At 43.6% G+C, this 12,551-nt stretch carries 10 protein-coding genes; 8 read left to right on the top strand and 2 right to left on the bottom strand.

Features of this window, described 5'->3' with window-relative positions:
* Nucleotides 1–25: 25 nt before the first annotated feature.
* From K1I43_RS02120 to K1I43_RS02105, 4 genes are all read left to right on the top strand, one after another.
* The gene (locus tag K1I43_RS02120; protein WP_035067414.1) at nucleotides 26–1,441 is read left to right on the top strand and encodes an NAD-dependent malic enzyme; all 1,416 of its coding nucleotides are present in this window, start codon (nucleotides 26–28) and stop codon (nucleotides 1,439–1,441) included.
* A gap of 127 nt (nucleotides 1,442–1,568) precedes the next feature.
* The gene (locus K1I43_RS02115) at nucleotides 1,569–3,269 is read left to right on the top strand and encodes a two-component system sensor histidine kinase NtrB (RefSeq protein ID WP_136260321.1); all 1,701 of its coding nucleotides are present in this window, start codon (nucleotides 1,569–1,571) and stop codon (nucleotides 3,267–3,269) included.
* 330 nt (nucleotides 3,270–3,599) lie between these two features.
* Entirely contained in the window at nucleotides 3,600–4,682 is a 1,083-nt protein-coding gene (locus K1I43_RS02110; protein WP_240688430.1) for an N-acetyltransferase DgcN family protein, read from the top strand.
* Nucleotides 4,679–5,779 (top strand): alanine/ornithine racemase family PLP-dependent enzyme, encoded by a 1,101-nt coding sequence (locus tag K1I43_RS02105; RefSeq protein ID WP_019417232.1) that lies wholly within the window; start codon nucleotides 4,679–4,681, stop codon nucleotides 5,777–5,779. Before K1I43_RS02110 ends, K1I43_RS02105 begins: the two co-directional genes overlap by 4 nt.
* A gap of 74 nt (nucleotides 5,780–5,853) precedes the next feature.
* Here K1I43_RS02105 and K1I43_RS02100 read toward each other — a convergent pair whose 3' ends face one another.
* Nucleotides 5,854–6,480 carry an FMN-dependent NADH-azoreductase gene (locus K1I43_RS02100; RefSeq protein ID WP_009362482.1) on the bottom strand — a complete coding sequence of 209 codons (627 nt, stop codon included), beginning with the start codon at nucleotides 6,478–6,480 and terminating at the stop codon, nucleotides 5,854–5,856.
* A 159-nt stretch (nucleotides 6,481–6,639) separates the two neighbouring features.
* Here K1I43_RS02100 and K1I43_RS02095 point away from each other — a divergent pair, with 159 nt between their 5' ends.
* The 3 genes from K1I43_RS02095 (at nucleotide 6,640) to K1I43_RS02085 (ending at nucleotide 9,956) form a co-directional block, all read left to right on the top strand.
* Nucleotides 6,640–7,203 carry a class I SAM-dependent methyltransferase gene (locus K1I43_RS02095; protein WP_019417233.1) on the top strand — a complete coding sequence of 188 codons (564 nt, stop codon included), beginning with the start codon at nucleotides 6,640–6,642 and terminating at the stop codon, nucleotides 7,201–7,203.
* A gap of 102 nt (nucleotides 7,204–7,305) precedes the next feature.
* Nucleotides 7,306–8,961 carry a DUF6044 family protein gene (locus tag K1I43_RS02090; protein ID WP_026011588.1) on the top strand — a complete coding sequence of 552 codons (1,656 nt, stop codon included), beginning with the start codon at nucleotides 7,306–7,308 and terminating at the stop codon, nucleotides 8,959–8,961.
* Complete coding sequence (locus tag K1I43_RS02085) at nucleotides 8,958–9,956, top strand: glycosyltransferase family 2 protein (protein ID WP_019417235.1); 999 nt, start codon at nucleotides 8,958–8,960, stop codon at nucleotides 9,954–9,956. Before K1I43_RS02090 ends, K1I43_RS02085 begins: the two co-directional genes overlap by 4 nt.
* An 8-nt stretch (nucleotides 9,957–9,964) precedes the next feature.
* Here the strand turns inward: K1I43_RS02085 and K1I43_RS02080 are convergent, their stop codons facing one another.
* Nucleotides 9,965–11,131: an MFS transporter gene (locus K1I43_RS02080; protein WP_019417236.1), complete on the bottom strand. Its 1,167-nt coding sequence runs from the start codon at nucleotides 11,129–11,131 to the stop codon at nucleotides 9,965–9,967.
* A gap of 113 nt (nucleotides 11,132–11,244) precedes the next feature.
* Between K1I43_RS02080 and K1I43_RS02075 the strand changes: the two genes are divergently transcribed.
* Nucleotides 11,245–12,528: a sensor histidine kinase gene (locus K1I43_RS02075; RefSeq protein WP_168707725.1), complete on the top strand. Its 1,284-nt coding sequence runs from the start codon at nucleotides 11,245–11,247 to the stop codon at nucleotides 12,526–12,528.
* Nucleotides 12,529–12,551: the final 23 nt, after the last annotated feature.

Below are 12,551 nucleotides of genomic sequence, written 5' to 3'. Positions count from 1 at the left end.
ACAAAGAAAAGGAAGGGTACATACGATGTCAAGCGGAGCAAACATGCACATTACCATTCGACTACAATTTGCGAAAAACGTTGTCGCTTTTAGCGACATTGCGACAGCGGTCGGACAAGCTGGCGGGGATATTGTCGGCATCGACGTCATTTCTTCAAGCAAAACACATACGGTGCGAGATATTACCGTCAGCGTTCTTGACTCAAAACATGCGGACGTTGTTGTCGATACGTTGCGGAAAACGACAGGTGTCAAAGTGATTCACGTCTCTGACCGCACGTTTTTAATGCATATCGGCGGAAAAATTGAAGTGAAATCAAAAATTCCGATTAAAACGCGCGATGATTTAGCGCGCGTGTACACGCCGGGGGTGGCGCGCATATGCACGGCGATTGCGGAAGATCCGACGAAGGCGTATTCGTTAACGATTAAACGAAATACGGTAGCGGTCATTTCCGACGGAACGGCCGTATTAGGACTTGGAGATATTGGACCGTATGCAGCGATGCCGGTGATGGAAGGAAAGGCGATGTTATTTAAACAGCTTGCGGGCGTCGATGCGTTTCCGATTTGTTTAGATACGAAAGATACGGAAGAAATTGTGCAAATCGTCAAAGCGATCGCCCCAGCGTTTGGCGGCATCAATTTAGAAGATATCGCCGCACCACGTTGTTTTGAAATTGAAGAACGGTTAAAACAAGAGCTCGACATTCCTGTTTTTCACGATGACCAACATGGCACAGCTGTCGTCTTACTTGCCGGTTTGTTAAATGCGTTAAAAATTGTAGATAAAAAGATTGAAGACATTAAAGTTGTATTAACAGGCATCGGTGCTGCAGGAATTGCCTGCACGAAAATATTGCTTGCGGCTGGTGTGAAAAACATTATCGGTGTCGATCGTCAAGGGGCGATTCATCGCGGCGTACAATATGACAATCCGTATTGGAACGAATATGCGCAATTAACGAACCCTGAAAATATGACAGGCTCTCTTTCCGACGTCATCGTTGGAGCGGACGTATTTATCGGCGTATCGGCACCGGGGATTTTAACGGTAGAAGATGTGAAAAAAATGGCGAAAGACCCGATCGTTTTCGCGATGGCAAACCCTGTTCCAGAAATTGATCCAGAGCTTGCCGAACCGTACGTTCGCGTCATGGCAACAGGACGTTCCGACTATCCGAACCAAATTAATAACGTCCTTTGCTTCCCAGGCATTTTCCGCGGGGCGTTAGACTGCCGCGCCATCGAAATTAACGAAGAAATGAAGCTAGCGGCAGCTGAAGCGATCGCCTCTGTCGTCACCGACGAAGAATTAAGCGAAACATACATTATCCCAAGCGTCTTTAACAACAAAGTGGCTGAACGCGTGCGCGAAGCCGTCATGAAAGCCGCATACAAAACAGGCGTCGCCCGAAAAGACGATATGATGTTCCGATAAAAACATGGCGTGATTGCGCCATGTTTTTTCGTTTCAAGTTTAAGGCATAAGCTTCCGTTGCTTCTTCGTTGTGTTTGAAATAGAATGGTAGAGTGAAAGAAAACGACATGATAGGTGAATATATTTTATGAAGCGATTATACACATGGTATGTGGCGCTCATCTCGATTATGGGGTGTGCCTTATTTTTGTATATACGTCCCTTTGAGCATGTAGAACAACAATGGCTGTTGTTGCTTTTACTTTCTTTCTCGACGACTTTGTTAAGTATTTATATCGTCCATCTCCCTCCAAAAGGGAATGCCTTTTCATTAGACTCAACAATTTATTTAGCTACCATCTTCGTATATGGATTAGAAACGTCTTTAATGGTGTTGTTATTTAGTATGATTCCGACATATTTTTTTCATGAAAAGAAGATGGAATGGTGGAAACATGTATGTAATTTTGCGATGTATACATGCATGATTGTTGGGGCTTATTATTCTTTTTTGATGCTTGGGGGAGAAAGTGGTATTTTTTCGCTCCATGATCTTGGTGCGTACTTCGTTTCTTTAGTTGTTTATTCTTTTATCAACATATTGTTGATGATAGGGTTTTTTTCATTTTCCCCTTCTTTTAGTTTTAGAAATATGTTGATTAGTATAGTGAAGGAATGGTTTTTTACTTATGGTGTGACGCTATTAGCGTCATTGATTTTAGTCAGTCTCCTTTTGTTGCATGAATATTTTGGGATTTTACTATTTACGAGCATTGGTTTATTGTTATCTTTCACGTTTAGACAGTATGGACAGTTATATGAGAAAGTGGCGCATGACAAAGCGTACATTGAACAGTTATTAAACTCGTTGCCTATCGGAATTGTCACAATGGATGAAGCGACATCGAATCATTTTATTAATGATTCCGCAGCTACATTGCTTCGTTTGGATAAAAAAGAAATAAAACAATGGATTGAACGTGAAAGAAAAAGTGAGCGCAATGCTTCGTTTTGGGATCTTTTCACTTTCCCCGATCCATTTCAACAAGTAAAAGTATCATATGAAAGAGATGGAGAGGAAAAAATATTTTTAGTGTCGCAATCGAATTTGCATCATTTATATGGTGAAATAATAGGTAGAACGATTTTCTTCCTCGACATCACCGAAATGGAACAGCTAACGAAGCGAATACATCAATCGGAAAAGTTGGCGTTAATGGGGGAAATGGCGGCAAAGGCAGCGCATGAAATTCGCAATCCGCTTGCGGTCATTCACGGTTTTTTAGCGTTTATGAATGAAAATTTAGCGGAAAACGAGCGCGAACAGTATCATATTCCGCTTTTATTACAAGAAATTGATCGCATTAACGCGATTGTGGAAGATATGCTTCTTATCGCAAAACCGAGCGCCCCCGTGATGAAAGAAGCGTATATGGAAACGATCGTTCAAGATGTTCTTTCTCTTTTTCAACAAACGTTAGAGGCGAAAAATATACGCGTGCACGTGCGCCTTGATCACGTGCCGTTACAGCTTGATTCGAAACAAATGATGCAAGTGTTATACAATTTGCTTCACAACAGCATCGAAGCGATGGAAGAAGGCGGAACGATTTGCATATATTCCGATGTCGATGAAACGTACAACATGTACATGTACGACTCTGGAAGCGGCATTCCGACACATATGCAGGAGACGATTTTTGAACCATTTATTACAACGAAGTCATCAGGGACCGGATTAGGATTAACGATCGTCAAACGAATTATTGAAAACCATGGCGGAACGATTGCGCTTCACGACAGCTCGGAACAAGGAACGACGTTTGTCATTCGCCTTCCGATTCAATGATAAAAACAGCATACTTAAGGTTTTGTTCATCATTTCACAACTGTCGTCGACCTCCAATCTTGCAAAAACCCCGGGGGATCGACGACAAGCTGTTTTTCGGGATTTTTGCATATGTAGCAAGGAATATAGACTATTGACTGAATTTTCGAATATGGGGATACGATCGAACTAGAGATGGTAAAAGGGAAGTTATAAAATTATGCATTTTACTTTTTATTCAAAATTTGATATAATTATTAAAGCAGGGAACATCTTTCTTTCCGATTTCGGTAAAGCGAGATGTTTTTTTCATGGAGATATTGATTTCACAAAGAAATGGAGGGATTTCTTGTGAAGAAATACGCCATTGTATATTGTGAAAATCAATTTGGTTCCATGGATGGAAAAACAGCGAACGGACTTGTGCGCGATTCTGGATTGTATGAAATCGTGGCGGTTATTGATTCGACAAAAGCTGGTCAAGACGCGGGAGAAGTGCTTGATCAAAAGAAAAACGGCATTCCGATTTGTAAAAACCTTCAAGATGCAATGACCTCCGCAAAAGAAAAACCGAACTACTTCATCTTAGGAATTGCTCCAGCGAACGCTTTTCTCAAAAAAGAAGAACGACAAGTCGTTATCGAAGCGATGGAAGCAGGCATGCATATCATTAACCCACTTCAAGAGTTTTTAACAGAAGACGAAGAAATGATGGCAATCGCCAAACGTTGTGGAGTAACGATTCGCGATATTCGCAAACCGCGTCCAAAAAAAGCATGGACGTTATTTACGGGACGCATTTTGCAAGTGAAAGCGCCTGTTGTGGCGGTGCTCGGAACAGATGGGGCATGCGGAAAACGAACGACAGCGATGATTGTCGCAAAACATATGCAACAGCGTGGTTATAAAACAGCGTTTGTTGCGACAGGACAAACAGGTTTAATTCAAGGTGCTTCGTACGGATTTGCGATGGATGCGTTTCCGCTTCAATATATGATCGGCGAACTCGAACGAGAAATTGTGCGCGCGTACGAAACGGAAAAACCCGACATCATTATTGTAGAGGGACAAGGGGCGTTAAGCCATCCTGCCTATGTTAGCTCGGCTGGCATTTTAAAAGGGGCGCGGCCACAAGCAGTCATTTTGCAGCATCCACCGAAGCGAAAAGTGCTCGGTGATTTCCCGTTTGTCGAAATGCCTACGGTCGAAAGTGAAATCGCATTAATTGAACATTTCGGAAAAACGAAAGTTGTTGCGATTACGTTAAACCATGAAGGGATGACGGATGAGGAATTAAAACAAACGATTTCCGAATATGAGCGAACATTCCGAATGCCAGTCACAGATGTATTAAAATACGGCGCAGACAAAATTGTCGATTGTCTGATCGATTATTTCCCATCGTTACAAAAGGATGAGGTGGTAGTATCATGACGCCGAGAGTCGAAATTGACTTGCGGAAAATTCGTCATAATGCTGTCACGTTGAAAAAATGGTGTGAAGAAAAAGGAATACAAATGACAGCTGTCGTCAAAGGGGTGGGCGGAGATGTGCAAATTGCTCGCACCCTTGTCGATAGCGGTTTGACAAGTTTAGCGGATACGAAAGTCGAACGAATCGCAAAATTAAAATCAGCGCACATTCCAGCAACGTATATGCTGATTCGTACACCTGCGTTAAGCGAAGTAAATAAAGTTGTTCAATACGTTGATGTGAGCGTTCAATCGGAAATCGACGTCGTGCGTGCGATTTCAGCGGAAGCGGTCAAGCAAAATAAAACGCATGCCATGATCATTATGGTTGAAATGGGCGACTTGCGCGAGGGGATTATGCCGAAAGACGTCCCGGCATTTATCGAACAAATCCGCCCGTTGCCAAACATTCAAATTGTCGGCATCGGCGCAAATTTCGCCTGTTTTGGAGGCATTATTCCGACGGATCAAAAAATGCGTGAGCTTTCGTCACTTGCGAAACATATTCAAAAAGAGTATGCGTTGTTTTTACCGTACGTATCCGGTGGCAATTCCGCGAACTATTATTGGTTAAAACAAACGAAAGATGTCGGTTGCATTAACCATCTCCGATTTGGCGAAGCCATTTTTTTAGGACGAGAAACGATTCGCGGGGCAGCTATTCCTCATCTATATCAAGATGCGTTTTGTCTCGTCGCGGAAGTGATCGAAGTGAAAACGAAGCCATCTGTTCCGTACGGTGTACAAAGCCGCAATGCGTTTGGGGAAATACCGATGTTTCAAGAGCGCGGCATGATGAAGCGCGCCATCGTCGGTATCGGTCGCCAAGATGTGCACGTGAGCGGATTGACGCCACTTTCTCCTGTCGCCATCATCGGATCGAGCAGCGACCATATTATTGTCGATGCCACACGCACTGACATTCGCGTCGGTGATCATATTCGCTTTGCGGTCGATTACGGTGCGATGATTTCCCTTATGAGTTCTCCATACGTTCAAAAAACATACGTCCAAACGGATGAAAAAAACGGCCATTTCCCGACGAAAACATCGGCATAAAAGAAGTCAGCGACTAACACGCTGACTTTTTTTATGCTTTTAACTGAGAATATGTGATGCGTATGTCTTTTCACTTAAAACTGTTGTGCGGCTTCTTGTGCGCGTTCGATTGCTTGTTGTTTTATGCTTTCCGCTTCGTTCGGAAAAGCGTTCATTCCTTCAACGGCAATCGTTTCGACGTCTGTAATGCCAATAAAAGCGAGCAGCGCGCGCAAATAGCGGTCACCAAATTCCATTTCCTTCGCTGGACCTTCGGAGTAGATGCCACCGCGTGCTTGAATGTGAATAGCTTTTTTTTCTTTTAACAATCCGACTGGACCTTCTTCTGTATATTTAAAAGTTTTCCCGGCAAGGCAAACCGTATCCATATACGCTTTTAGTTTTGGTGGGAAGCTAAAATTCCACATCGGTGTAACGAATACATATTTGTCAGCTTCCATAAATTGTTCACACAACTCGTTTATACGCGCTACTTTTTGTTGCTCATCTTTGTTTAATTGCTCTCCGGCTTGAAGTTTCCCCCAACCACTAAACACATCTGCATCAAGGTAAGGCAAGTCGATGTCATAAAGATGTAGTTCGACGATTTCGTCTTCTGGATGATGTTGTTTGTAGGCGTTTAAAAACGCACGTCCGACTGATAAGCTAAATGATTGATATTCTTGCTTAGGATTGGCAGTAATGTATAGCACTTTCGCCATTGTTTTTCCTCCTTGATATTTATTTCTAAAATAGATGTAACTATAATATAGTATATTACTTACTTTTGTAAAGTAAAAAACTTTTTGTTCATGTGACAAACGTCGAAAAAAAGGGTAAAATACGGATGTGGGTATAAAAACGAAAAGGACGGATGATTCATGGCTGGGCAACGATTTCATCATTCTAAAGCAGAAAAGTTGTTGAATCCGAAAAGGAGAGAGTTGATTGCTCCAGAGGAAGTCGTTTCGTTATTGCACATTAGCGAACGGGACGTTGTGGCGGATTTAGGGGCAGGGAATGGCTATTTTACTGTCCCGATAGCGAAAGTGGCAAAAACGGTATATGCCGTTGATGTGCAACAAGAAATGCTTGACTTCTTAAAGCAACACGCCGAAAAAGAAAGGGTAGAAAACATTTCTTACATCCTAAGTGATGTGACCGCAACGACGATTCCATCGCAATCGGTTGATCAAGGGCTGATGGCGTTTGTTCTTCATGAAGTGGCCGATCGGGAAGCAGTGTTTGCGGAAATCGCTCGCATCATGAAGCCGAACGGTGCGTTTCTTTTGGTTGAGTGGGAAGCGGTCGAAAGCGACATGGGTCCACCGATTCATGAGCGCATTCCGTCGCAACAACTGATGGATGAGGTGAAAAAAACATTTGCGGACGTTGCGCTCGTTCATTTTCACCCGAGCGTATATGGAATCGTGATGAAAAAGTAGTCATCGCATAGTCGATGGCTATTTTTTTATCCGTTCGTTTATTCGAACGACATGCATATTTTTCATTTGTTGTTAAAAAATAATAGGGAATGGAGGGGCGTTATGAAATTGTTCGCATTTGGGCTGATGATCGTTTGTTTACACGCATTGCCGTATTTCGTGCTTGGGGAAGATGCGCATATGCGCGTACACGATAATTTAGATTCAAACATCGCTTGGTATCGTGTGCTTGTAAAAAGCGGCGAGCTGTTCGGTTCCGTTCATGCGACAATTCCGCAAGTGATAAACGGCTTGCCGCGCAACGCATACGGAACGGAGTTTAGCGGCATCGTCTGGCTTCATGCCCTTTTCCCGTCCGTCTATGCGTACGGATTGAGCCAGCTGATCACGCGCGTCTTTGCATTTATCGGCATGTATGCATTGTTGAACACGCACGTGATAAAAGAAAAGACAGCGGAGTGGATTCGTGTCGGAGTGGCGCTTGCGTTTGCGTTGACGCCGTTTTGGCCATCGGGGATGCTTAGCACGCTCGGCATGCCGCTAGCGCTCTGGGCGCTACTTAACATTCGTGCTGGTGATCGTTCATTGAAAAACTATGTCGTCCTGACTTTGTTGCCGCTCTATTCTAGCTTTGTGCTCGGCTTTTTCTTTTTTTTAAGCGCGATGTTTTTGTTTTGGATCGTGGATGCGTGGCGCCGTCGCCCGAACATTCCGTTATTGTTGGCGCTCGTATATATGACCGTTCTTTATTTGGCGGTGGAATATCGGCTCGTTCATTCGTTTTTATTTTCGACCGAACCGACAAGTCGTGATGAATATTTCCACGCCCGTCTGTCGTTATGGCGCTCGCTGCGATTAACATTAAAAAACTACATATTCGGTCATACGCATGTGATGACGATTCATACGCTCATTATTTTACCTGTGACGTTTATCGCATTATATATCGTATGGAAAAAAAAGTGGTGGCGAAACGAACGGCTATTTTGGCAACTTCATGTCTTGAATGTTGCGCTATCGCTTTGGTATGCGTTTTGGTTTTACAAAGGATGGCTCCCTGCGACGGAGGCATTTCCGTTTTTAGATCGGTTTAATTTTGCGCGCTATCATTTTTTACGTCCGATGGTCATTTATGTGCTGTTTGCTTTGTCGCTTCGCATCATTTGGCGCGCGTGGGATCGGCGCATCGTTTCGTTTGCACTTTTGGCGCAGCTTGTTGTGGCGCTGTTGTTTCATGAACAAATCGTCTATCGCGATAAGCCAACGTTTCGGGCGTTTTATGCCGAAAAGCAATTTCAAGACATGAAACAATATATCGGAAAGCCTGTTCATACGTATCGGGTCGTCAGCATCGGCATTCACCCAGCGATCGCTCAATATAACGGCTTTTACACGTTAGATACGTACAACAACTTTTATCCGCTTTCGTACAAACATCAATTCCGGCAAGTGATTGCGAGCGAGTTAAACAAAAATAACAAGCTAAAGGAATATTTCGATGAATGGGGCGGACGTTGTTATGTGTTTGTGGCGGAGCTTGGCAAACGTTATATGTTTACGAAGCAATCAAAAAAACGCATTCGCCATATGCAGCTTCATACAGACGTGTTATACGACATGGGAGGGCGATACGTCTTGTCAGCTGTGCCGATTGACAATGCGAAAAAAAATCGCTTAAAGCTATTGCGAACGTTTGAACACGATGAGTCCGCATGGACGATTTATTTATACGAAATAGAAAGGAGTGAAACGACATGACGATTTTAGCGATCGTTGTCCCTTGTTATAATGAGGAAGACATATTGCCAGAGACGATTGAACAGTTGCTTTCGTTAAGAAATGAGCTTGTAGATGAACAACTTATTTCTCCGAAAAGTAAAATTGTATTTGTCGATGATGGAAGCCGCGATCGGACATGGTCGATCATTTATAAAGCATGTTTGCGACACGAAGAAATAAAAGGGATTAAACTGGCGGGAAACGCCGGACATCAACATGCGCTCCTTGCGGGGATGTTTGCCGCCAAACAAATGGCGCATTGCATTGTGACGATGGATGCCGATTTACAAGACGATATATATGTCGTTCGTGAGTTTTTGCGTAAATTTCATGAAGGATATGACATCGTTTATGGGGTGAGGAAAAAGCGCGATGTCGATTCGTATATGAAACGATGGACAGCTGAAACGTTTTATCGCATGATGAATCGCATCGGCGTGCATCTGATTTACAACCATGCGGATTATCGCCTCATGAGTCGGCGCGCTGTCGAAGCGTTACAACAATTTCGTGAAGTGAATATGTTTTTGCGCGGCGTTGTGCCGCTTCTTGGTTTTCCGTCTGCCACCGTATATTATGACCGAAAAGAGCGGAAAGCAGGAGTGACGAAATATCCGCTGATGAAAATGATCCGGTTTGCGTTTGATGGATTGACGTCATTTAGCATGATGCCGATTCGTTTCGTTTCTGTTCTCGGCTTTTGTTCGTTTTTTGTCAGCATCTTGTTTGCGGTGTATGTGTTATTTTTAAAAATGACTGGTCATACCCAAACAGGTTGGACGTCGCTTATGATGTCCATTTGGCTTGTCGGAGGATTACAGCTCATTGCGATCGGGTTAGTTGGAGAGTATATCGGAAAAGTATATAAAGAAACGAAACAACGTCCACGCTATATTGTGGATATGGATTTGTTAAATGGACCGATCATCGCGTCACGCGAACGAGAATCGTTTAGTGAAGAAGGAATTAGTTAAGGCTCCGGTTAAGCGGAGCCTTTTTGCGTCATTGTTCGTTGAAACGATTGAAATAGGGCGAATGAAACGAACGTAAGCACGATGCCTGTCATATATGGTAAGCTCGGTTTTAATGTAAACAGCCATCCGGCAATGGCAGGTCCGCCAATGCGTCCGAGCGAATCGAACGACGATAACAGCCCTGTTGCGCTTCCTTGTCCGTCGGTCGTCTGTTTCGTTAATAAGGCGGATACGCATGGGCGAATGACGCCGTTGCCGAGGCCGAAAATCGTTAAATAAAGGGCAGCCGTCCAAAAATGGTCGATGAATAAAATAAGGAAAAAGCCGAGCGCTGACATCAATAGTCCACCGCGAATGACCGTTCCTTCACCGAACGATTGAATGAGTTTTCCGAGCAGTCCCCCTTGCACGATCGCACCGGCAAGTCCCATGATCATAAAAATATAGCCGAGCTCTGTCGATGAAAGTCCTGCGCGTTTTGCGGCAAAATAAGCAAACGTTGCTTCAAGTCCCGCAAGCGAAAACGTGACGATGAATTGCAATATGTACAGACGTGATACGTCGCTTCGTAGCGCCGTCATCAGTGACGGACGTTTCGTTTCTCCGTTCGATCGCTTTTCTTTCGGAAGCGATTCATGTAAAAATAAGAAAACGAATACGGACGTGATGAGCGCTAAACTGCCTGCGATCCAAAACGGAACGGTTAAGCTCATCTTTGAAAACACGCCACCGATCGCTGGTCCGAAAATAAAGCCAAGCCCGACAGCCGCACCGATCATGCCCATTCCTTTCCCGCGGTTTTCTTCGGTCGTGACGTCTGCGACATATGCCATCGCTGTCGGCATCGTAGCGGCGGATAAAAAGCCACCGATGATGCGAGCGGCAAATAACATCCAAAGTTTTGTCGCTAAAGCGAACAAGAAAAACGAAAGCGCCAAACCGAAAATGCCGAGCAGTAAAAACGGTTTGCGTCCGTAACGATCAGACAATCGTCCCCACATCGGCGCAAACAAAAATTGCATAAACGAATATACAGCCATTAACCAGCCGAGCTGTGTCGGAGTCGCACCAATGTTTTCGGCGAAAAACGGAAGGACGGGGATAATAATGCCGAATCCAACCATCACGAAAAACATCACAACAAATAAAAGCGGCAAATAACGCCGATCGTTCATCATTACCATCTCCACTATGTAGTTTGCATCTTTATCATAATGGAAACGTCGTCATTTTTCAAAGATGTCGCTGCATTGACAACGGAAAAAGTTTTCGTGAAACTGAAAAGAGGATGAACGATGTGGGAGAGTTGAGAAAGATGACATATATGAATCAACATGTGTTAAACAATTTGTTTTACATTTTAGTGAGCGTTTTTTTCTTTTTCTTTTTGTACGATTACGTTCGTTTTTTTCAACGAAAAAAAGTGTATCAACGGTTGTTGTTTGTTGCATGCTTAAGCGTGCCGCTTATTTTATGTATGAAATACCCGATTTACATCGCGCCCGATTGCGTGCACGATTTGCGGCAAGTTCCGTTTCTTATCGGCACGTTTTATGGCGGATGGATGGTGAGCTTGCCGTTGCTTATTATTTTACTCGTTGCCCGATGGGTGATGTATGGGTATCAGTTTATTACGGTCGCTGTGTACGTCATGATGTTTATTTTCGGAAGTTTGTTTTCTCCGTTTTTTAAACGGTTGCCGAAAACAAAACGGCTCATTGCTTCGATGGTGATGACGTTTATTCTTGCGATTGCAGCGACGATATTAGCGATAGCGATTTCCGATTTTCAAGTGACTGAGTCGTATATCGTTGATTTTATTCTCGTTCCTCCTTTGGCTGTATTATTTGTTGTGTTTGCGATGGAAACGTTACGAGAAGCGTTGCTCATTCGTTCAGAAGCGATCAAGCTTGAAAAAATGGAAGTCGTTAGCCAGCTTGCCGCAAGCATTTCCCATGAAATTCGCAATCCCCTTACGGTTGTCAAAGGATTTATGCAGTTGATGAAAGCAAAAGACATATCAGCGGAAACAAAAGAGCAATATATGAATATCGCCCTTGAAGAATTAAACCGCGCCTGCGCCATTATTGATGATTATTTAACGTTTGCGAAGCCGTTTCCAGAAAAAATACAACCGCTTCATGTGCATCATGAATTAGAAAAAGTCATCGACATGTTGCGTCCGTTCGCGAATATGCAAGGGGTGCAAATTGTCTCAACCCTCATGCCTGCGACGATGAAAGGGAACGCGCAATATTTTCGGCAATGTTTTTTAAATATAATAAAAAATGGAATAGAAGCGATAGAAAGTAGCGGAGCGGTGTATGTTGCGGTACATGTTGATGAAAAAACGGTCACGATCGTCGTGCGCGATGAAGGAAAAGGGATGACGAAAGAGCAGATCGCGCGATATGGCGAGCCGTATTTCAGCACGAAAGAGAAAGGGACAGGGCTTGGGGCGATGGTATCGATTCGCATCATTGAAATGATGGACGGCACATGGGCGTTGGAGAGCGAAAAAGGGCGCGGAACAACGATGAAAGTGACATTCCCTTTGTTGTTGGAAAAATAAAAATATTTCGAAATAGCGAAAAA

This window comes from Anoxybacillus sp. ST70, assembly GCF_019553625.1.
Taxonomy (GTDB): domain Bacteria; phylum Bacillota; class Bacilli; order Bacillales; family Anoxybacillaceae; genus Anoxybacillus; species Anoxybacillus gonensis.
This window is presented reverse-complemented; position numbering and strand designations above follow the sequence as displayed.

Coding starts and splice junctions, on each gene's coding strand:
- K1I43_RS02085 (WP_019417235.1), top strand. CDS start 8,958: ATGACGATTTTAGCGATCGTTGTCCCTTGTTATAATGAGGAAGACATA.
- K1I43_RS02120 (WP_035067414.1), top strand. CDS start 26: ATGTCAAGCGGAGCAAACATGCACATTACCATTCGACTACAATTTGCG.
- K1I43_RS02115 (WP_136260321.1), top strand. CDS start 1,569: ATGAAGCGATTATACACATGGTATGTGGCGCTCATCTCGATTATGGGG.
- K1I43_RS02080 (WP_019417236.1), bottom strand. CDS start 11,131: ATGAACGATCGGCGTTATTTGCCGCTTTTATTTGTTGTGATGTTTTTC.
- K1I43_RS02095 (WP_019417233.1), top strand. CDS start 6,640: ATGGCTGGGCAACGATTTCATCATTCTAAAGCAGAAAAGTTGTTGAAT.
- K1I43_RS02100 (WP_009362482.1), bottom strand. CDS start 6,480: ATGGCGAAAGTGCTATACATTACTGCCAATCCTAAGCAAGAATATCAA.
- K1I43_RS02105 (WP_019417232.1), top strand. CDS start 4,679: ATGACGCCGAGAGTCGAAATTGACTTGCGGAAAATTCGTCATAATGCT.
- K1I43_RS02090 (WP_026011588.1), top strand. CDS start 7,306: ATGAAATTGTTCGCATTTGGGCTGATGATCGTTTGTTTACACGCATTG.
- K1I43_RS02075 (WP_168707725.1), top strand. CDS start 11,245: ATGAACGATGTGGGAGAGTTGAGAAAGATGACATATATGAATCAACAT.